Genomic DNA, 20,567 nt, shown 5'->3' on the forward strand with positions numbered 1-20,567 from the left:
GCGGGCGAGGCGCAGGATTTCTCCTTCCCGGGGGAAGAAGGATTTCTCCTTCCCCGGGGGAAGAAGGAAGAAACCTATCCCTTCGCCAGCTTGCGAATCGCGCTTGACGACAACGACGAGCGCGGACCGTGGATGAAGGTCCAGGCCGGCGCCTTCATGCGGGCGAGCAGTGGTGCGTCGCCCTCGTCGATGCGCGCATAGTCGAAGGTTTTCGCAACGACCGACGACAGGAGCGACAGCGTGGCGCCCGGACGGTCGATGACCGCGATCGGGAAGGTGAGCACAATCTCGCGCCAGCGCTGCCAATGATGGAAGTCGCGCAAACTGTCGGCGCCCATGATCCAGACGAACTCGACGCCAGGGTTGCGCGCCTTGACCAGCGCCAGCGTGTCGGCGGTATAGCGCACATGATGTGCCGCCTCGAAGGCGGTGACCTTGATCTTGGGGTTCCTGGCGATCTTTTCGGAAAGTTCGATGCGCTCGGCGAGCGGGGTGAGTTCACGCGCATTTTTCAGCGGATTGCCGGGCGTCACCATCCACCACAGCTGATCAAGCGCGAGCCGCCGCAGCGCGATCTCTGCGACCAAGGCATGCCCGGCATGCGGCGGGTTGAACGAGCCGCCGAACAGACCGACGGCCAGGCCCTTTGCGGCATGGGGCATGTTGAGGTAGCGGGAAGGGACGGCGTCCTTACCCTCCCCCTTGTGGGGAGGGTCGATCCGCGAAGCGGAGCGGGGTGGGGGGGGTGCAGAATTCAGCGCTATGCTCCCATCCGGCTCGCTACACCAGCCACCCTCCCCACGAGGGGGAGGGTAAAACCAGCGCTCACGGCCGCACCTGTCCCGACCCGCGCACGCGGTATTTGAACGATGTCAGTTGCTCGACGCCGACCGGCCCGCGCGCGTGCATCTTGCCGGTGGCGATGCCGATCTCGGCGCCCATGCCGAACTCGCCGCCATCGGCGAACTGCGTCGAGGCATTGTGCAGCAGGATCGCCGAATCGATCTCGTTGAAGAACCGTTCGACGACCTTCGCATCCTCGGCGACGATCGCCTCGGTATGATGCGAGGAGAAGGTCTCGATATGGTCGATCGCGCCACTGATGCCGTCGACCAGCTTCACCGCGATGATGGCGTCAAGATATTCGGTCACCCAGTCGGTATCGGTCGCCGGCTTGGCGTCGAAGAACACTTTCAGCACTTCGGCATCGGCATGGATCTCGCACCCTGCCGCGCGGAGCGCGTCGAGGATCGGCACCAGATGGCTGGACGCCACCGCGCGGTCGACCAGCAGCGTCTCGGCCGCGCCGCAGACGCCAGTGCGCCGCATCTTGGCGTTGACGGCGATCTTCACTGCCATGTCGAGATCGGCGGAGCGATCGATGTAGAGGTGGCAGATACCTTCGAGGTGGGCGAAGACCGGCACCCGCGCCTCGTTCTGCACCCGCCCGACAAGGCTTTTCCCGCCGCGCGGGATGATCACGTCGAGCGTGCCGCCCAGGCCCCTCAGCATCTCGCCGACAGCGGCGCGGTCGGTGGTCGGCACCAGCTGGATCGCATCCTGCGGCAGGCCGGCGGCCTTCAGCCCCTCGACCAGGCAGGCATGGATGGCGGCTGACGAGTTGAGCGAATCCGAGCCGCCGCGCAGGATCACCGGATTGCCGGCCTTGAGGCAGAGCGCGCCTGCGTCCGCCGTCACATTCGGCCGGCTCTCGTAGATGACGCCGACGACGCCGAGCGGCGTGCGCACGCGCTCGATATGCAATCCGTTCGGCCGCTCCCATGCAGCGATCACGTCGCCAACCGGATCGCTGAGTTCGGCGATCTCGCGTAGGCCGTCGGCCATGGCGCGGATACGCGCCGGGTTGAGTTTCAGCCGGTCCATGAAGGATGCGGAGAGCCCCGATTCCTCGCCATTCGAGATGTCGATGGCGTTGGCGTCGAGAATCTCTTGTTCGCGTGCGATGATCGCCTGCGCCATTGCGGCAAGCGCGGCATTCTTGGCGGCGGTGGTGGCGATGGCCAGCGGTCGGGCGGCAGCGCGGGCGCGGCGGCCGAGATCGGCCATCGTTGCCACCGTGTCGTTCCCGGATTTTTCATGCAGCTTCAGCATGGCTCATCCTCTGTCTATGTCGCCTCCGGCCTGACTCACCACAAGGTCGTCGCGGTGGATCATCGCCGAACGCGCCTCGTAACCGAGCACGGTTTCGATCTCGGTCGTCTTCAGGCCAGCGATCCTTACGGCATCGGCGGCATCGTAGGCAACCAGGCCGCGCGCGATCTCGCGGCCCTCGGGTGACAGGATCGCCACCGTGTCGCCACGCGAGAAATTGCCGCTGACCAGCTTGACGCCGGCCGGCAGCAGCGACTTGCCCGACTTGAGCGCACCCACGGCGCCGTCATCGACGGTGAGCCGCCCTGCCGGTTCGAGCTGGCCGGCGATCCAGGTCTTGTAGCCCTTGACCGGATTGGCGCTCGGCCGGAAGAAGGTCGCGCGCTCCCCGCGCTCGATCGCCATCAGCGGCGACAGCCGCGTGCCCGATGTTATGATCATCGCCGTGCCGGCGGCGTTGGCGATCTTGCCGGCATCGAGCTTGGTGCGCATGCCGCCGCGCGACAGCTCGGACGCGGCGGCTCCCGCCATTGCCTCGATGTCAGGCGTGATGCGGTCGACCACCGCAATGAATTTGGCATTGGGATCGCGCGCCGGCGGCGCGGTGTAGAGCCCGTCTATATCGGACAGCAGCACCAAGAGGTCGGCGCCCATCATCGTCGCGACACGTGCGGCCAGCCGGTCATTGTCGCCGTAGCGGATTTCGGAGGTGGCCACCGTGTCGTTCTCGTTGATGACCGGCACCGCCTTCATCTTGAGCAGCGTCGAGATCGTCGCCCGCGCGTTGAGATAGCGGCGGCGCTCCTCCGTGTCGCCAAGCGTCAGCAGGATCTGGCCCGATTTCAGGCCGCCCTTGCCGAGCGCGTCCGACCAGGCACCGGCGAGCGCGATCTGGCCGACGGCGGCCGCCGCCTGGCTCTCCTCGAGCTTCAGCGCGCGCTTGCCGAGGCCGAGGATGGTGCGGCCAAGCGCGATGGCGCCGGAGGACACGACGAGGATCTCAACGCCACCCTGGGCGAGTACGGCGATATCGTCGGCAAGCGAATCCAGCCAGTCGCGCTTCAGACCGCTCGCGCGGTCGACGAGCAGCGCCGAGCCGATCTTGACGGTGATGCGCCGGTATTTCCTGAGCGACTGCATGGCCCTACTTTTCCCAGCGCGTCTCGACCGGGGCGGCGATCTGCGCCCGCGCTTCCGCGACTACCGCCATCAGCGCGCGCAGCACCGCCTCGACGCCCTCGCCGGTGACCGCGGACAACAGCAGCGGCGCGCGCCCGGCCGCCTGCTTCAACGAGGCCACCTTTTTCTTGCGCTCGTCGGCATCCAGTATGTCGACCTGGCTCAGCGCCAGGATCTCGACCTTGTCGGTCAGGCCGTGGCCATAGGCTTCGAGTTCGGCGCGCACGGTCTTGTAGGCCCTGCCCGGATTTTCCTCTTGCGCCGAAACCAGATGCAGCAGCACGCGCGTGCGCTCGACATGGCCGAGGAAGCGGTCGCCGATGCCGACGCCTTCATGCGCGCCCTCGATGAGCCCCGGGATGTCGGCGATGACGAATTCGCGCGCATCGACACGGGCGACCCCGAGGCCGGGATGCAGCGTCGTGAACGGGTAGTCGGCGATCTTCGGCTTGGCCGCGGTGACCGCCGCCAGGAATGTCGACTTGCCGGCATTGGGCAGCCCGACCAGCCCGGCATCGGCGATCAGCTTCAGCCTCAGCCAGATGTTGAGCTCCTCGCCCGGCAGGCCCGGATTGGCGCGGCGCGGCGCCTGGTTGGTCGAGGTCTTGAAGTGCTGGTTGCCGAAGCCGCCATTGCCGCCCTTGGCCAGCAGGAAGCGCTGGCCGACCACGGTGAGGTCGCAGATCAGCGTCTCATTGTCTTCCTCGAACACCTGGGTCCCGGCCGGTACTTTCAGCGTGACGTCGGCGCCCTTGGCGCCGGTCATATTGCGGCCCATGCCATGAACACCGGTCTTGGCCTTGAAATGCTGCTGGTAACGGTAGTCGATCAGCGTGTTCAGCCCGTCGACCGCTTCCAGCCAGACATCACCGCCGCGGCCGCCGTCGCCACCATCCGGTCCGCCGAACTCGATGAATTTTTCACGCCGGAACGAAACCGAACCGGCGCCACCGTCACCGGAGCGGACATAGACCTTGGCTTGATCAAGAAATTTCATCGGACTGCAGTTTCTTTATTGGCCTTGCGGCATTGCTCTAAACCTTAGGCCTTGCTCTAAACCAAGGCGCGGCGAAGGGCGAGGCCGTTTTATGACAATGGCCGCATGGGGTTGGCCGGAGAGATGGCGGGATGAAGCTTGTAACCTACAACATCCAATACGGCATCGGCCTTGATGGACGCTACGATATCGCGCGTATCGCCGATGCCGTGCGCGGCGCCGACGTGATCGCGCTGCAGGAGGTCACCCGCAACAATCCCCGGAATGGCGGCCGCGATATGGTCGCCGAGATCGGCGAGGCGCTGCCCGACTATTTCGCCGTCTACGGCAGCAATTTCGAGGCCAATATCGGCTCGCGTATCGAGAACGGCCGCGCCATCACCACGACCTTCCAGCTCGGCAACATGATGCTGTCGAAAACGCCCATTCATCTGTCGCGCAACCTGCTCTTGCCGCGCAGCCGCAGCTTCGAGATGATGAATTTCCAGCGCGGCGCGCTGGAAGCGCTGATCGAGACGCCGCTTGGTTTCATCCGCTTCTATTCCATCCATCTCGATCACCGCAGCCCGGTCGAGCGCGCCAGCCAGATCCAGTTCCTGCGCCAGCGCCTGTTGAATTATGCGCTCGAGGGCGGAGCCCTGTCCGGCGTCGCCGAGATCGGCCTGCCGGAATTGCCGCATCCCGAAGCCTTTGTCGGCATGGGTGATTTCAACATGCTGGCCGGCTCGCCCGAATATGTCGAACTCGCCGGCCGGCCGGACCACGAATTCGGCATGCCGCTGACCGCCGATTTCGCCGTCGATGCCGCCGTGCGCCTCGACACCGGCGACGACCTCGTCAGCTGGGTCGATCCCAAGGACCCGACCAACACCAGCCGCCACAAGCGCATCGACTATGTCTTCACCAGCGCCTCGCTTGCCCGATCACTGAAGCGCCTGTGGGTCGACCGGCAAGCCGACGGTTCGGACCACCGGCCGGTATGGGCCGAACTGGGCTGAGGCAGTTGGTTCGGGCATAAGGCGCCGAGGCGTGTCGAGATTCAGGTCAGGCCGAACCGAAAACGCTGGTTTCCGAGAACCGGAGCGGAACGTACATAAAGTACGTGAGCACCGGAAGCGGAGGAAACCTGCGTTTGCAGGCCGACCTCACCTGAAGATCGACATGCTTAGAAGTGGACCCAGTTCGTGAGGCTGACCCACGTCTTCCTGTCGAGCCGGTAGCGCTCGACCGGCACCTGGCCGGCAACGATCGAATTCAGCATGCCCTGGCCGGCATACTGGAAGCCGCACTTGTGGATCACCCGGCGCGAGGCCGGATTGATGACCCGCGTCGAGGCATGCAGCACCTGGATCGATGTCTTCTGGAAGGCGAGGTCGACCAGCGCGTGCGCGGCTTCCGTCGCATAGCCGCGCTTCCAGTAAGGCTCGCCGATCCAGTAGCCGAGCTCCAGCCCGCGATCGGTGGTGTTCAAGCCCGCGCAGCCGACAAAGGTGTCGGTGCCGGCGAGCGTCAGCGCATAGGCGATGCCGGCGCGGCGTGACCTCGTCATGGCCAGGAAGGCGCGCGCCTCGGCCTCGCCATAAGGGTGCGGCATGCGCGCCAGCATCTCGGCAACGTGACGGTTGTCGGCAAGTTCGGCCAGTTGCGCGATATCCTCTTCGCGGGGCGCCCGCATCACCAGCCGCTCGGTGACCAGCACGGGGCAGTCTATCGCGTAACTTTCGTCTTCTGAGTCTTCCGCTTCGGCAACCATTTGAACGTTCCTCCAGGCAAGAAAAAGGGGAGATGGAAACCCATCTCCCCTGATCCTTTTCCTGGCCTTGCCAGACACCGGTTCCCGAGATGGGCGCCGGTGTTCTAGTGCGGAACCGGCTACTCCGCGGCTTTGGTAATCGGGTTGACCGATACGTAGGTTCGGCCGTTGGCTTTTTTGTTGAACATCACGGCGCCGGCTTCGAGCGCGAAAAGCGTATGGTCCGTGCCCATGCCGACATTGACGCCCGCATGCCAGGTGGTGCCGCGTTGACGAATGATGATGTTGCCCGGGATGACGGCTTCGCCGCCGAACTTCTTCACGCCCAGACGCTTGGAATGCGAGTCGCGACCGTTGCGCGACGAGCCGCCAGCTTTCTTGTGTGCCATCTAACTAACTCCGTTGCGCCGCAAGGCGCCTAAAAGGCCTTATGAACGCGTTCGCGTTCCGTTTCAAGTCCGATCCGGCTGATGTTTGGCCGGAAAATTACTTCTTCGCCAGTTCCTTGGCCTGCTCGCGCCAGTCCTTGATCTGGTCGGCGCTGAACGGCATGTGCTCGTCGATCTTGGCGACATCCTTGTCGGACAGCTTGGCCAGCTGCGCGAAAGTGATGATGCCTTGTTCGGCGAGATCCTTGGCGGCGACCGGGCCGATGCCCTTGATTACGGTCAGGTCGTCCGGCTCGCCCTTTGGTGCCTTGAACAGCGGTGCTGCCGCGGTCTCGGCGGCCTTGGCTTCCTTCTTCGGCGCCTCGGCCTTCGCCTCTGCGGCGACCTCAGCCTTGGCTTCCGCCTTGGCAGCAGCCTTCTTGGCCGGCTTGGCGCCGCCCAGCAGGATCTCGGAGATCCGCACGGTGGTCAAAAGCTGGCGGTGGCCGATCTTGCGGCGCGAATTCTGGCGGCGGCGCTTCTTGAAAGCGATGACGGTGCGGTTCTTGCCCTGCTCGACGACTTCGGCGGTAACCAGGGCGCCATCGACGAACGGCGCGCCGAACGTGACATTCTCGCCCTCGCCATGCGCGAGCACGTGACCGATCTCGACGATATCGCCGACATTGGCTTCGACTTTTTCGATCTTCAGGAGATCGTTGGCGGCGACGCGATACTGCTTGCCGCCCGTTTTGATGACTGCGAACATTTTTTGCCTTTCGCTGTTCCGTCGGCCTCGATGAACCGCGTCTGGCGGTTCGGCCGTCTTTTTGTCAGTCTGCGGGTTCAAAAAACAAGCGGCGCGGAAGAACCCTCCACGCCGATTGCGCGCCGTCCCTAACCGAAGGTTGCGTGGGAGTCAAGGCAAACAGCCGCTGCCGGACCGCTATTGGCCGTCGCCGCCATGCCGCCGTGGCAAGCTTCCCCGGCGAAAACACCGGCGAGGCCACGACGCGCCTCCGGAGAAACCGGTGACGACGGCGATGGCGGCCAGGACCGCCTGTGCCGCATCAGCCGACGAGCGGCCGACACCATCTCGAGCCCATGCCTGTCCGGCAAGCCAAATAACTGGTGGATTTGGCCTTGTAACCTGCCCGATCAGCCGTTATCTAGTGCGCCGCGCCGGCAACGGCCGACCATGACCGCGGAGAGGTGGCAGAGTGGTCGAATGCACCGCACTCGAAATGCGGCATGGGTGCAAGCCCATCGGGGGTTCGAATCCCTCCCTCTCCGCCAGTCAACCCCTACAAGCCGTGCAATTGCTGGATTTCTGAAAAATCACTCACCAACTAGCGCTAACCAATTTCACGCTTAGCGCAATCTGGTGCCCAACTCTATTTCCCGGCTGCTCACCTCGGCTTCGCTCAATGCGCCCATGTAAAGGCAGTTTGCGATCGTGTATGGGTGAGCCGGATCGAATTGCAAAGCCGCTTTCAAGTCGTCAAGGCAACCTTGCCGAAGCGCCGCATCCAATGCCTGTTTCGATGCCGTCGCTTCGTCCTGCCCATAGGCTCGGTATTCGCCTATGAAGTAGTATCCCACTCCCGCAATGATCGCGATGCAGGCACACGCCACGAGCAACCGCAATCCGGAATCTTTCTTGTTAGCCATGCAATCCTCCCCGCAGCCAACGTGCTTGTTCCTGAAACGTACGCGGCTCGTTCTGTAGTCCCGTTCTACATTAGTTGGGGCTGACATTGAAGGGCGTGGTTATTTGCGATCCGTGCGCTTGCTGCTCGCGATAGCCGTTTGCGGTCGGCTTCCTTGGTGTAAATCTCTGCCGTCGCTAGTTTCGTCCAACCAAACATTGCGCATAGTTCATGGGCTGTTGCGCCATTGTCTGCGGCGATGGTTGCGCCGGCTTTACGTAACCCATGTGCCCGACATTCTTTAGGCAGCCCGGCGTTGTCGCATTGCAGCGCGAACCACGTCCCGAACGTCTCCGGGGTGCTAAACGGCTTGCCGTATGATGTGACCATGAACGCCAAATCGCCGGTTGTTGTTGCGTCAATGGACCGCTTCAATTCCGGCCATATGGTCAGATAGACCATGGTGTTTGTCTTGCTGGTCCGCAACGTAATCAAACCCTCGCGGACGTGTTGCGGTCCTACACGAACAACGTCACCGCGCCGCAGCCCGCAGAACAGCATGATATCGAGCGCAAGCCGTGCGCGCGTTCCCACCGGATGATGTTTGCGGTACTGCTCGACTTGATCGACCGTCCAGCTATGGAAACCGTCCGTCTTCGCCTTGATTGGCTTCACGCCGTCACAAGGATTGAGGTCGATATGGCCGGCTGAAACCGCCCATTCGAACATTTTGCGGATCGCCTTCAATGCGTTGTTTGCGGCAAAAGGTTGATCGGCTCGCGCGTCCATTGCGGCTTGAAGGTGCTGGCGTTTGATGGCCTTGAAAGGTTGCGTCCCGGATTTCCCAACCAGACGCGCAAAGATGCTGTCGCGAACGCGGCGGGTTGATGGTCGTAATCCTTTGAAATGGGCGCTTTGCCGGTATTGATGGAGCAGCCACGCAAGGGTATGAGCCGCAGGACGGCCAACGGGTTGAACGGCAAGCTTCCCGGCAAAGGCGTCGTTGTAAGCGTTGATATATTCGCGCGAATTATATTCGCCCGGTAGGCGGACGCGGATTTGTCCGGGTCGTCGGAAATACCAGACATGTTTTCCATGGCGATTGCGCTCATGGATTTCGTACCGTCTGCGGGCGCCGGTCAAAACGACACCTTTACGTTGTCAACGGACGACCGGTCGGCCGGGTGCTGGTCAAAGGCAGTTGCGCCCGATGCTGGCAAAAGGCGAATGTTCATGCCGCCCGGCGTTTCGATGACTGGCACGTAACCCGCCTTAGACGCGCCTTTGCAGATCGCGGTAATCTGCTTTTGGGTGAGCAAAAGTTTCCGTGACATTTTTACCCCTGAACTAACCCTGCCCGGGCCAGTGGCGGAGACTTCCTCCGCCACAATCGTTGAATTTTCGGCGTTTCTAGAGCGACTAACCTTTTCGGCTAACCACAGTCATCTTGCCCTAGGATCGGAACCGATTTCGTTGACGCGGATCGGCAATGCGTAGGTGTCGTATTGCGAAATGCCATCCTCGACACCCTGCCGCACCATTTCTTTGATTTCAGCGTTGCCGCGCGCGCCCGAAACGTTGACGTTCAACTGCCCAACGCGACCGTTGTTGTTGGCGGCGGTATCGTTCGCAGCCGGTGCGGCGACTTGGACGCCCAAATCACCGTTGCCCATGCGCTTAAGCGGCATGACCGCTTCCGGCCCGGCTTCGCCCATTTCACCAAGCGCGGTTCCATTCGCGAACTTGAACGGCGTCGAGCGCGAGACGATGGAATTCGTGAAGTCGCCGCCCTTGGCGAATTTCGACAAGCCATTGCTAGTTGCAACGCCGCCTTGACCGAGCGACGACATGAAGTCGGTCAATCCGCCTAGATCGTTGCTGTAACCACCGCCACCGCCAAACAGCGAGCCGAGAAAGCCAACGATGCCGGAACCGCCACCGGACGCCGCAGAGTTGACTTGAAACAGCGCGTCAATGACATCGTTCAAGAGCTTGTCAACGATCTTGTTCAACGCATTCAAGGCGGCATCACCGAAGGATTTCCAAAACCCTTCACCGTTCACAATGCCTTGTTCGAAGTCGCTGAAAAAGCCCTTCGTCAAGTCCTTGGCAAATTCGAAAGCCTCTTTGACTTTCTTGGTTTGCACTTCCAACGACGCCATATCATCGGCAAGGCCGATCAGTTGGGCGCGCTGCGAAGGCGACAGGCTTATGTTTTTCTGCTTTGCCTCATTCAGCAATTGCGTTTCGTATTTCAGCTTCGCAGTTGCGATTTCACTAAGTCCGATCGCATCGCGTTCAGCTTGCAACGTCGCAATCGAGCGTTCAGCACCGTTGACGATATCCGAGAACTTTTCCGCTTCGGTCTTGCCGCCGTGCTTCTTCTTTTTGGCGTCCGTTAGGTCAATGGCGCTGGCAAGGTCGCGCACCTTTTGAGCCGCACCGGACGCCAGCTTGCCGGTAAACTCATACGCGGCCCCGACGTAATCGACGCCTTGCGCGCTATCGTATGCAGTCTTTGCGGTGTCGGCCATGCCGGCCGCAGCGCCGGCAAAATTGTTTTTAATTGGCTTAAGATCGACAACTTTGGACGTGTCGTTGTTGTGCGACATCATGCCGGTCGGGTCGTGATCGGCCATCCAATTCCAAAGACCGCGCATCGCCTGCACAGACTTATCAATTGCCGATTGAATGCCGCTGATTAGAGCATTGGCGGCACGAATGCCGAGGTCGGCAAACGCATCCGGCAACTTGTCCCACACCGCGACAACCGCTTTGTAGGTGCCGACGAAACCGCCGACTATGTAATTGACCGTATCCTTTACCACTCCGACCAGATCGAAGCCCAAGACCTTCGCGATTTCGTCGCGGAAGATGTTCAATGCGACAAGCACAAGCGCAAAGCCGAGAATGATTGCCGTTGCCGGGTTGGCCGCAGCCCAACCGATCGCAAGACCGATCAAATATGCGCTCAAGCTTAGGACGGCTCCGGAAACGGCCGAGATAGCGCCAAGGATCGCCGGGCCGAACGCAAGCAACATCGCGCCGCCGATGATAACCAGATACGGCGCAATCGTCGGCAAGATATCCGCGATATCGTTCAATGCGGTTTTGGCGAACTTAGCCCAATTCACGAACTGGACTAGCGCGGCGATGATCGCAACAAGGCCGATCGTGACAAGCGAGACGACACCGAACAACGACCCGAACGCCGAACCAAGCGCCTTGACGGCTTCGGCCGGCTTCATGGCGGCGAACACGCTGGAAAGTTGCGTTCCCTGTTGCAAGGCGATTTGCAGCGGGTTCATGCCCATTGCCGCAGTCACGCCGATATCTTGGAACTGTGCCGCGATGTTCGCGGTGTTCGCCTTCATAGCGCCGAGCGAGGCGGAATTCTGGTTGGCGGCATTCTGCATCCGCTTAAGCTTCGCCGCCGCAGCGTCCGCAGCCTCGCCCTGTGCCGTTGTAGCCGCCGCAGCGGCTTCCGCAGCGCCGGCCGCTTTGGTATCGGCCGAAGCGGCGGCAACAACCGCCGTGCGCTTCGTATTGATCGCAGCCGCCGCTGCGGCAACTGCCGTCTTGGTTCCCGCAGCGCCGACCGCTGCACGTTGTGCGGCAGATGCGGTTCCGTCGAGCGCTGCGGTTGCTATATCGGACCCACGCGCGGCTTTGCCGGCTGCGGGTACAATCGCTTCCAGCTTAACTTTTGCGTCAACAAGATCGGAAGTGTCAGCTTTGAAACCAATTTCGGCGATGTCCATTTGAGTAGTCTTTCAATATCAATGTATTCCGCGTTCTGATAATATCTCTGCAATTCTTTTCGCATCTTCCGCAGCGGCCTGCGCCGTCTCGCGCATTACTCTTTTAACTCTTTCGTTGTCATACCCATTAGCGGCAGTCGCTTCGACGCGCACTCGCTGCTCTTTTCCGCTGCTACGGACCATCGGCAAAACAACATCGGTGATGTATTTGCGGTCGGACGTGTCCTTAATGAGGTCCACGCATTCCGGGATGAAATAGTCAGAAATGTCCTTGAAGTCCTTACGATGCTGGACGATCAATCGTCGTGTTGTCGCTCTGGTCATTGCGTTTCCAACCCTTTTCGCCAATGGCGGAAAACCTCTCCGCCGTTGGCACTGAATTCTAGGACTTTTCAGATCACCTAACCTTTTCCACTAACCATCTGCCCTTTTGTCATTGGGTTAGCTGGTTCAAGAATGCCGCATCACGACGCATCGAATATTGTTGCACCGAGCCTAGATCGCCGCTCGATCCCTGCAAAATCGGCAGCGCCACATGCTGAAAGTACCGCGCCACGGCATTCAGTTCGTTCCCTTCAAAGAATTCGTGCAGATTGCGGCCGGTGAATTCGTTGCCGTTTGTTCGCCCGTACCAAACCATGAGTTGCAGCAAAGCCTTGCTCGATATCTCAAGCATGTTGTGAGCGGACGGCTTCACTGCCGCCTCTTGCCACCCGTAGCCGAATTGGAGAGCGGTAAAGGTCGGGATTGCCCGACGCTTGGCCGCGTATGGTCCGTGCTTCTTGTTGAAGTCCTTCGCCCAAACGAAGAAATGCAGATCGCTATCGCTGCAAACCAAGATGCAAGGGCGCGGGTGCGTGAACATGTAGGGGCGAAGGTTCATTGCGGGGTGCCTTTGTCTATCGTGATCGTTTCGGCCGGCTCGATCTCACCGAGCGGATCAAACACCAATGCGAGTTTGCACGACTTCGGAAAAGGCAGTGACTTGCCGTCAAAATTCGATAGATGAACGATCCGACCGCCCTTGATCTCAACGGTCATTGTCGCGTCGTCCAGATAGTGAATTGAAGATGCTTCCATGATGGTCGTCCTTTGTGGGTTAGGTAAGAAAGTAACGCGGTCGTTGGTTGGTCCATGTGCGGCCGTCGATGTCATATCGGACAACTTGCATTTGTCTCGACTGGCACCAACGGGCTATATCTTGGCAACGCAAGACAAGCATATCGCTCAATCGGATCGCGGAAGGAAAGCCGGCGTAACTGCGATGGTAGTTAAGCTGTTGCGCAGTCCATCCCATAATGTCCAATGCGATTTCATCGGCAACGTAGGTGCATGATGGAACGGATATAATTGTCATGATCATCGCCCCATGAACCTTTGCCATTTCTCATTGGCCTGTGCGTCGGTGTCCGTCACAACAATTGTCGGTACTTCGCCGTACAGAACGCGCCTAATATCGCTTCGAAGCCCATCGCCAACCTCGCCCGCGTTGTTGATCATCGCCGCGTAATCAAAGGGCGATTGATCTTCGCGCCAAGCTGCCAACCATTCCCGCTGTTCAGCGTCCAGTTTGCCGAGCGGGCCAATTTTGCGTTGCACGGCAAGTTTGAGCGCTTCGAGCCGTTGCCGTTCATCGCGCAACGCCATTGAGCAGCTTTTCCAATTCGTCCAGCTTGGCGCGGATTTCGACAAGCTCGGTCACGTCTTGAAGCGATTTGAGCGCCGTTGCGATTGAGCGCGTTTCGTCGGGCGTCAAATGGCCTTCGGCCAATGCCTTTGCGATGCTGGTGGGCGACGTGTCATCGAGTTCGACGCTGCGGCCTTTCGGCAAAATGCGTTCAAGAATAAAAGTGATCGCGTCCCAATCGCCGCGTTCGAGCTTTGAGCGAAGCTGTTCAATGGCAACGTCCTTCATGGATTTGATCGCGGCCATCGCTTCATTGCTGATCTTGTTTTTACTGCCGGGAATGCGGCCGGGATTTCCGGGCGCGAACCGACCGTTCGGCAATTGCACAACCGTTGATATACGGAGTTCTGCGGCGTTCCTGTCGGCGGTCATGCTAAATCCAAGATATCTGGCAACCGCGTTCATTAAGGAAAACGGCAATTTCGGCCGTAGGCGTAAGTGTGGTGTGCCCGTCCCTTCGCAATGGTCGCGGGAAACCGTAGCGAACGCGCCATTTCTCGATAAGTCGCCGGTCAGCGTTAAGAGCGCTCTGTATCTCTGCCGCGCTCATCGTCGCTTTGGTCGGCAACGCCACGGTGCGAGCTAGGCCGATCATACTGCGGCTTTGCCGGTCGTTAGAAGTTTCCAAGCATCTTCGCGCGAAAGATCGGTCGCCAGCGCTACGGCGTCGATGATGGACTGAACAGCGGTGCGAACCGCATCCACCATATCGGACCGGGCGCGAAGTGTACCAAGAGATGCCTTGGAGGCTGCTAGGGCGGCGTTCTCGTCCGGACCGAATGCCATGGGATCATTCGCATCAGGCTGGCGTTGAAAAGCGGCCTGCAAACCGGATCGGGCGATATGGCGCTTGACGATGTATTGATCTTCGATGATCTGCCAAACCGGATCGGGAGTGGCGTCGAAATAGGATCGGCCGGCTTCCATAAGCGCCGCGAGTTCTTCTAGCGAGGCGCGCTGTGCGAACGTTGCCTGTCCAGCGGCATCCATAGCGATGAAGCGGTCCCGAACCTGTGCCCGTAGCGGAGCGTTGCCCGGATCGACGGCGGCAGCGTTTGCAGCGGCGGCGGCTGCGGCGCGGCCTTCGGCAACGCCGGCACCAATCAATGCCTGGACGGGTGATGCCAGTACGTTGACGGCAGCTTCGCGGTTCGCGGCGGTGCGCGCTTCCGTCTGGAACCGTGCCGCGTTGCCGGTGATGTTGTCGTTGAACGATCCCACGGCAGAAACAACGCGAGCAGCCTGCGAAGCCACCGGGCTAGTCGATGCGGATAGGCTGGACGCAATGGCCGCCGTGGCGTGGCGCCCGTCTTCGTGGGCAACGGTAAAGACCGTCGCCCGGTCCGTGTTGGCAAGTGTGGTTTTCATGGGCTTGTCCCTCGATATCTAGTGGTGATTTGCAGCAAGCATCCCCGTATATCACCGGCCTGTCAAGTGTATGTCGCCATGTCCCCGAAAATAACCAGACCATCGCAAATATACTTTTGATAATTACCGCAATTTTACTCTTGTCTATCTAACGACGTTTCCGACAAACGGCCTCGCCGAATGACCATCTTGTCACTATTTTGGTGAGTTGTCGGGCGAACACCGCAGCGATCAAGGCAACACGGCGGACAGGTAGTCCGGCATAGAACAAATTTCGCAACACCCACTTGCACAAAGTATCGGTTTGGCGTCGATAATCGCCATGCGACCATCCAAGGGGATAGCTAAATGAAGATCACGCTTGTTTTATTTATGCTCATACCGGCGACAGCTAACGCAAATGAGCTTGCCGACGTCGTTCCGTCTGGATCAAATCCGCGCATCGTCCGCACGGTCGATTTCGTCAACAAGCTTATGGCGACGACGATGCTCTGCGAAAACGCGATCGGTCGCGAGCAATATCAAGCAGCACGGCAAATCGGGCTTAGTCGCTTCACGGAATATGCTGGAAAGGAAAAGGCGTTGGAATACATCAAAGGGATTGAGCAACGATTCAGCGCAGACCCACGCATGATGACAATGCAAAAGACCGCAGATCGTCTCAAATGCACGGAACGGATTAACGATATATATTTTGAATATAGCGACCTTTGAATTTGCATTTGCGCCCGGCGCTCTAACGCTCTGATCCCGCTTCAATCCGGTTCGGTATCAGAGCGTCAATAAAGCCAGCGTTTCCAATGAGTTGAAGGGCATGCGCTCTGATCGCTCTGATTTTCTCTATGTTGAGAGAAAAGAGATATATAAAATGGCAGTAATTACATAAATTACTGTAATTACTGCGGCGGTCCCGGCGTGGGAGTTCGAAAAATCAGAGCGGATCAGAGTATCAGAGCGGCGATCGCGTAACCAATTGTATAACAACGGTTTTTAGCCGCTCTGATTGGCGCTCTGATTGGCGCTCTGATCCCGCCTCATTCATAACTTTGGGATCGTCCATAATTAGCGACGTTCGCAAGGGGATCGATGTTCCACAATCGACCACGGCGGTTCGGAAACACTACATCATCCTGAAAATAGCCGCGTCCAGCCTGACCAACCGAGCGGTATCCGAGCGCCCTTATCGCATCACCAATGGTTCGCGGCTTTACGTCTTTCCGTTGCTCACGCAACAACGCCGCGAGCGCCGCCGTATTAATCCAACCAGCCCGAAAGCCGTTGCGTTGATCGTCCACGGCTTCTGCTATCATGGTTTCAAGCCAGCCTCGACTTTCGATCAAAGCTTCTGCGGTGCTGCTTGTGATCGGCGCTCGCGTCGGAAGCGCACCGCGCTCGATTGGATAGGTCAACAGATAGTTGGCGACGATCCGTAAGCCCATGCGGTGCGCACCGTTTTGATGATCGCCAAGCCATGCGTACAGGCTATTGAAATAGGTGTCATCCATTCCGCGCGACCGCAGATCGTCAAGCGTCTGAATTGGGCTAAAGAAGATCGCGAAGCGCCGGGCGTTGGCGTTGATCGGGATCGCATCCTTGTGGTTGGAAAAGAACATCCAATTCGATGGTGTGTCAGCCATCCGTTGATTAGCGCCCTTCCCTTCTATTTCAAGCTCGGTTTCTGTTACGAACGGTTTGAGGGTTTCGACCATATCGCGGCGTTCATCGACCTTGATTTCGTCAACCAAGAAAAAGAGCTTGCTATCCATCCAGCCGTTAAATTTGCTGCCGCTGTCGTTTAGCTGCTTCGCCTTTGGCTGATAGAAATACTGCTTGTCGATGACGTGCCGGATCACGTGCTTGAATACGTTCTTGCCCACGCCTTCAACGGATTGGATGACGGGAGCCCACGGTATTTTGTGACCGGGATAGCGAGCGTTGTGCGCGAGGAATTCGATCAATATGCGTTGGTCGTCCGCGTTGGGCAGCACCAAGGCCAGATGACGCAAGAATGGCGTAGGATCGCCCGCGAGGGTTTCGATCCGGGCGGGTACGTAGGTGTTGAGGTAGGATCGCCCTAGCCCGTCGCCGGTAATTTCGCCGGTTGGCAGATCGGGACGAAAGCAAGTGCCATCGACCTTCGGCACGGTCCAAAGCGTCGAGCGCGTTGCCGCCTTCCATGCTTCATCCGTTACCTTGCCTAGAGCATCGATAATGAACCGTTTGCCGCCATACGATGCGTTAAAGCTGCCGACATCGTATCTAATGCCGCGCGGTCCAATGATGCGGTTTTCGGGACCGATCAACACGCAACCCTTGAACCATTGTTGCTGTTCCATGTGCGTAAGCATTTCGCCGCTGCAATCGAGTTCGGGCGGCGCTGGCATCGGTGGCGTTGGAAGCGTTGCCGTGGTCACTGCCGGTTGCGCTAGTGCCGTTTGCGCTGGTGGCGTGGCTAATGTCCGGTATGCGAGCAATGACGGAACGCGGCGTTCAATCGACGGCCAACCAACTTCTGTGTTGCGAAAAGAAAGCCACTGTTTCAGGTTCTCTCCCGGATCGTTGACACGCGGCTTCCCGTCGTGGCCGATTGTATTGTAGCGAGCGCACCAGTCCGACCAAATGTGGAATAGCGTGTCAGGGTCGGTAAGCGTCCAGCCCGCTTGTTTCACCGCAGCGGAAAACGAAATCCAGTCGCCGCGATCTAGGTCATTGGGATCAAGCAGCTTCAACGCGAACCGTATCCAATCGAGCGACGGAGCCGCAAGAGACGGCTCGCCAAGCTCATGCCGCCCGCCGACACCATCGATCACGTTGACAGATGCCAGGGCACCTTCCAACGCCTCCGGTGGCGTCTGATAGCCATGGCCGGCTAATGACCAGCATTGGACTAGGTGCGGCGCGGACGTGTCTTTAAGGTGCAGCGTCCCGGCGAGGCGAAGCATCCTCGTGGGATCGATCACAGACTTATCGCCGTCAAACAGTTGCCGCAGCTTGCGTTGAATAAGAGTGTAGCGGTCATTGTCGCGGTAAGGCGTCACCGGCCAATAGCAATGGTATTTTGATGGCGACGTCTGGACGGCGAAAGATGGTGACGGAAACCACGCTGCGGCGCGCTCGAAATTTTGCGCAGCGCTTAAATTATCCAAATCCACCACATGCGCGCGAATGAATTGAACGTTGGCGAGTTCCCGCCCGTTGCCGTCAAGCTGATTGACGTTTAGAAAAACGCCGTGACCACGTGCTTGGTAATCAAGAAACGTTTTCCATAGTTGCGGCAACGTTCCGTCATAAGAATGCGCCGGCGCATTCTTAATAGCATCGTGAATGCAGCGGAAATTGACAATGGTTGTATTTGGGTCCGTCCCGGTCAACGCTGCAATGTGTGCAAAAGCTTGGTGATAATTCTGTGCGACCGGCTTGACCGGTACGCCCGATGATAATATATCGGCCATTGTAACTTGAAACTTTCCGTATCCGTCTTGAAACATTGATAACAGCCCGGCTTCACACGCCGGGCATTTTTTTGGGTTCGACGGAGCAAATGTCCGCCCATTTTGCTTGAAAACATTAGGTAATTTTGGTCACTCACGAAAATACTGACGGATTTACTGCCCTACGGCCGCTTTTGCAGTTTCATGACGGGCCATAAGCCAAGCCTCGACATCGCTTTTCAGATAGCCAATGCGGCGCGGCCCGAGTTGGATTTTGCGCGGGAAGTCGCCGCCAGCCTTGGCGTATCGGCGCAATGTCGCCTCGCTCACGGTCAAGCGGTCGCAGACGGTTTGAACGGTTAGGATAGTGGTGTCGGACATAGCCGATGCCTTCGATTTCTATAGGGTTTCGGGACTTGCAGGCATCCACCCGCTTTGCGCCACGTCTTCACCGTGGCATGCGGCATCCACCGCTCGCGCGCGCCCCAAGTCGAGGCGGCAAGTTGACAGCCTGCATTGAGCGCTTGTGACCGTCAAGGGTCTTCCAAAGAAAAAGGCCGGTAAAACCGGCCTTTACCTGTCACGCGATGAATTTTGACCATCGTTCATTGTACTCTTCGCGATCAAGCAAAAGATAATCCTCCCATTGCTGCATCAAATTCTTCCGCCGTTCAAAAGCATCTTTGCGAAGATATGCTTTTACGGTCTTGTCTTTAACGGTGTGCGCAAGGGCCATTTCGGCAATCGTATCGGGATGCAAAGTCGTTTCGCTGCACCAGTCGCGGAATGCGCTTCGGAAGCCGTGAACGGTCAATCCGTCCCGCATCCCGCGTAGCATTTCGAGCATCGCCATGTTGCTCAACGGCTGATTTCGCTTTGCGCCGGGAAAAACATATGGATTGTCTTCGATGCGATGCAGTGCTTTCACCAGTTCTATCGCGGCGCTCGACAAGGGAACACGGTGTTCTTTGCCCGCCTTCATCCGCTCCGCTGGAATGGTCCATGTTGCCGCTTCAAGGTCAAATTCGCCCCATGTCGCGTTGAGACATTCGGACGTGCGAACCGCAGAAAGGATTGTCAGCAATAGCGCCTTTGCCGAGTAGTCTGTTTTCTCGCGAAGCTCCGCAACGAAGGCGGGCACGTCCTTCCAATCCATCGCTGCAAAATGGGACTTGGATTGTTTGCCGTTCAACCAGTGTTCGAGATTGTCATTCCATGCGGCTGGGTTCACGTGTCCGGCCCAAAGATGCCGGGTTGCTGGATTGGAAAGCCCTTTCGCCTTTGCCGCGCCAATCACGATCTCAATACGGCTACGCACTCGCGATGCTGTCTCGCGGGCATTCTTCCAAAGCGATCCGGTTTTGCCGTTGCGCGTGTGGTCCTGTTGCAGCACGTCCAACACGTCTTCGGTTGTGATCTCGTGCGGCGCTTTGCTGCCGATCTTCGCGTAGACATACGTTGAGAGGGTGTTTGACCATTGCTGGCGATGCTTGTCGTTTTTCCAGTCGCCTTCATGCTGCGCAATGTAGTCGCGCGCGACGTTCTCAAAGGTATCGGTGCGCGGTCCGGTGTTGCGCTCTGGTTTGTTCGCAGCGGCGTTCCGAGCGGCAAGCGGATCGTGGCCTTGCCGCACTTTCAGCCGCAGCCCTTCCGCTTGGAGTTCGAGCGCTTTCAGGCTGGCGGCGGTTATCGGCTCATTGGAGTTGATAGTTTCCAGCGTCATCAGTCGGCGCTTGCCGTCCTGCGCACCGTAACGGAACGTCCATGTTGCCGTGCCGGACTTGGCGATGGCGAGCGACAAGCCGAACCTATGCGCCCAAAGGCCCGGTTCGGCGGCTTCGATAAGGGTTTGGAGAGTGCGGGGCGACAGGCCCTTTTTGCGTGTTGCAGTGGTCATGTCATGGCGTCCTTTTTGTTAGTCGCCACGCTAACCACTCACAAAATCGCGCTCACCATCTGTTTTTGACCCTGACCGCTCTTGATCGCTAGTGAGCGGCTAAAGTTGTGGATAATCAATTAGATGGAAGATAGATGGTAGCGCTTGTGGTGACTCGTGACGACGTTTGACGCCTCGAAATTAGGGACTCCCTCTCCGCCATCTCGCCGAGTGTCCGACCCGGAGAGCCGGAGACATGGGTACAGTTTGTCCCTTGTCAGGACAGCACAGCGTTTCGACGATCGACACATCCGGCGCCCGTTCACTTGGGGGGGGGGCCTGGCATGATGCGCTCGGCGCCTGACCTCTGATAATTGAGCGGGATA

22 protein-coding genes and 1 tRNA gene are annotated in these 20,567 nt (G+C 59.0%); 3 read left to right on the forward strand and 20 right to left on the reverse strand.

The annotated features are described in order from the left end of the window. Positions 1–74: 74 nt before the first annotated feature. The 4 genes from FJW03_RS22185 to obgE all read right to left on the reverse strand — a co-directional run bounded on the left by FJW03_RS22185 (position 75) and on the right by obgE (position 4,288). Entirely contained in the window at positions 75–662 is a 588-nt protein-coding gene (locus tag FJW03_RS22185) for a nicotinate-nucleotide adenylyltransferase (RefSeq protein ID WP_140761037.1), read from the reverse strand. A gap of 163 nt (positions 663–825) precedes the next feature. Then, positions 826–2,112 carry a glutamate-5-semialdehyde dehydrogenase gene (locus FJW03_RS22190; RefSeq protein WP_140761039.1) on the reverse strand — a complete coding sequence of 429 codons (1,287 nt, stop codon included), beginning with the start codon at positions 2,110–2,112 and terminating at the stop codon, positions 826–828. Positions 2,113–2,115: 3 nt separating this feature from the next. After that, the gene (gene proB / locus FJW03_RS22195) at positions 2,116–3,252 is read right to left on the reverse strand and encodes a glutamate 5-kinase (protein WP_140761041.1); all 1,137 of its coding nucleotides are present in this window, start codon (positions 3,250–3,252) and stop codon (positions 2,116–2,118) included. Positions 3,253–3,256: 4 nt separating this feature from the next. Continuing rightward, positions 3,257–4,288: a GTPase ObgE gene (obgE, locus tag FJW03_RS22200; protein ID WP_140761043.1), complete on the reverse strand. Its 1,032-nt coding sequence runs from the start codon at positions 4,286–4,288 to the stop codon at positions 3,257–3,259. A 131-nt stretch (positions 4,289–4,419) separates the two neighbouring features. Between obgE and FJW03_RS22205 the strand changes: the two genes are divergently transcribed. Continuing rightward, on the forward strand, positions 4,420–5,286 hold the full coding sequence (locus FJW03_RS22205) for an endonuclease/exonuclease/phosphatase family protein (RefSeq protein WP_140761045.1): 867 nt from the start codon (positions 4,420–4,422) through the stop codon (positions 5,284–5,286). 167 nt (positions 5,287–5,453) lie between these two features. On the opposite strand, the gene FJW03_RS22210 is transcribed toward FJW03_RS22205, so the two are convergent. The 3 genes from FJW03_RS22210 to FJW03_RS22220 form a co-directional block, all read right to left on the reverse strand. Continuing rightward, entirely contained in the window at positions 5,454–6,041 is a 588-nt protein-coding gene (locus FJW03_RS22210; RefSeq protein ID WP_140761048.1) for a GNAT family N-acetyltransferase, read from the reverse strand. A 119-nt stretch (positions 6,042–6,160) separates the two neighbouring features. Next, positions 6,161–6,430, reverse strand: a complete 270-nt coding sequence (rpmA, locus tag FJW03_RS22215; RefSeq protein WP_140613041.1) for a 50S ribosomal protein L27 — start codon at positions 6,428–6,430, stop codon at positions 6,161–6,163. 97 nt (positions 6,431–6,527) lie between these two features. Further along, positions 6,528–7,178, reverse strand: coding sequence for a 50S ribosomal protein L21 (locus tag FJW03_RS22220; RefSeq protein ID WP_140761050.1), 651 nt, complete (start codon positions 7,176–7,178; stop codon positions 6,528–6,530). Positions 7,179–7,615: 437 nt separating this feature from the next. Between FJW03_RS22220 and FJW03_RS22225 the strand changes: the two genes are divergently transcribed. Further along, positions 7,616–7,705: transfer RNA gene (locus tag FJW03_RS22225), tRNA-Ser, on the forward strand. Between the two features lie 75 nt (positions 7,706–7,780). Here the strand turns inward: FJW03_RS22225 and FJW03_RS22230 are convergent. The 10 genes from FJW03_RS22230 to FJW03_RS22275 all read right to left on the reverse strand — a co-directional run bounded on the left by FJW03_RS22230 (position 7,781) and on the right by FJW03_RS22275 (position 14,874). Further along, positions 7,781–8,080: a hypothetical protein gene (locus FJW03_RS22230; RefSeq protein WP_140761052.1), complete on the reverse strand. Its 300-nt coding sequence runs from the start codon at positions 8,078–8,080 to the stop codon at positions 7,781–7,783. 65 nt (positions 8,081–8,145) lie between these two features. Further along, entirely contained in the window at positions 8,146–9,201 is a 1,056-nt protein-coding gene (locus FJW03_RS22235; RefSeq protein WP_140761054.1) for a tyrosine-type recombinase/integrase, read from the reverse strand. Next, complete coding sequence (locus tag FJW03_RS22240) at positions 9,198–9,392, reverse strand: hypothetical protein (protein ID WP_140761056.1); 195 nt, start codon at positions 9,390–9,392, stop codon at positions 9,198–9,200. The genes FJW03_RS22235 and FJW03_RS22240 overlap by 4 nt, the downstream gene beginning before the upstream one ends. 108 nt (positions 9,393–9,500) lie before the next feature. After that, positions 9,501–11,819, reverse strand: a complete 2,319-nt coding sequence (locus FJW03_RS22245; protein ID WP_210240572.1) for a phage tail length tape measure family protein — start codon at positions 11,817–11,819, stop codon at positions 9,501–9,503. Between the two features lie 18 nt (positions 11,820–11,837). Further along, on the reverse strand, positions 11,838–12,143 hold the full coding sequence (locus FJW03_RS22250; protein WP_140761058.1) for a hypothetical protein: 306 nt from the start codon (positions 12,141–12,143) through the stop codon (positions 11,838–11,840). Positions 12,144–12,252: 109 nt separating this feature from the next. Beyond that, positions 12,253–12,702, reverse strand: a complete 450-nt coding sequence (locus FJW03_RS22255) for a hypothetical protein (RefSeq protein WP_140761060.1) — start codon at positions 12,700–12,702, stop codon at positions 12,253–12,255. Beyond that, complete coding sequence (locus tag FJW03_RS22260) at positions 12,699–12,899, reverse strand: hypothetical protein (RefSeq protein WP_140761063.1); 201 nt, start codon at positions 12,897–12,899, stop codon at positions 12,699–12,701. The genes FJW03_RS22255 and FJW03_RS22260 overlap by 4 nt, the downstream gene beginning before the upstream one ends. Before the next feature lie 279 nt (positions 12,900–13,178). After that, the gene (locus FJW03_RS22265) at positions 13,179–13,466 is read right to left on the reverse strand and encodes a hypothetical protein (RefSeq protein WP_140761065.1); all 288 of its coding nucleotides are present in this window, start codon (positions 13,464–13,466) and stop codon (positions 13,179–13,181) included. After that, positions 13,450–13,878, reverse strand: coding sequence for a hypothetical protein (locus FJW03_RS22270; protein ID WP_140761067.1), 429 nt, complete (start codon positions 13,876–13,878; stop codon positions 13,450–13,452). The genes FJW03_RS22265 and FJW03_RS22270 overlap by 17 nt, the downstream gene beginning before the upstream one ends. 219 nt (positions 13,879–14,097) lie before the next feature. After that, entirely contained in the window at positions 14,098–14,874 is a 777-nt protein-coding gene (locus FJW03_RS22275; RefSeq protein WP_140761069.1) for a hypothetical protein, read from the reverse strand. 348 nt (positions 14,875–15,222) lie between these two features. On the opposite strand from FJW03_RS22275, the gene FJW03_RS22280 reads away from it, so the two are divergent. Continuing rightward, positions 15,223–15,588: a hypothetical protein gene (locus FJW03_RS22280; protein ID WP_140761071.1), complete on the forward strand. Its 366-nt coding sequence runs from the start codon at positions 15,223–15,225 to the stop codon at positions 15,586–15,588. Between the two features lie 320 nt (positions 15,589–15,908). On the opposite strand, the gene FJW03_RS22285 is transcribed toward FJW03_RS22280, so the two are convergent. The 3 genes from FJW03_RS22285 to FJW03_RS22295 all read right to left on the reverse strand — a co-directional run bounded on the left by FJW03_RS22285 (position 15,909) and on the right by FJW03_RS22295 (position 20,202). Then, a complete protein-coding gene (locus FJW03_RS22285) occupies positions 15,909–18,326 on the reverse strand; it encodes a DUF5906 domain-containing protein (RefSeq protein WP_181173149.1) in 2,418 nt (805 codons plus the stop codon). Between the two features lie 153 nt (positions 18,327–18,479). Then, on the reverse strand, positions 18,480–18,686 hold the full coding sequence (locus FJW03_RS22290; protein ID WP_140761076.1) for a helix-turn-helix transcriptional regulator: 207 nt from the start codon (positions 18,684–18,686) through the stop codon (positions 18,480–18,482). 199 nt (positions 18,687–18,885) lie between these two features. After that, on the reverse strand, positions 18,886–20,202 hold the full coding sequence (locus tag FJW03_RS22295; RefSeq protein WP_140761078.1) for a tyrosine-type recombinase/integrase: 1,317 nt from the start codon (positions 20,200–20,202) through the stop codon (positions 18,886–18,888). Positions 20,203–20,567 lie beyond the last annotated feature (365 nt).

This window comes from Mesorhizobium sp. B4-1-4, assembly GCF_006439395.2.
In the GTDB taxonomy this organism is placed as follows: Bacteria; Pseudomonadota; Alphaproteobacteria; order Rhizobiales; family Rhizobiaceae; genus Mesorhizobium.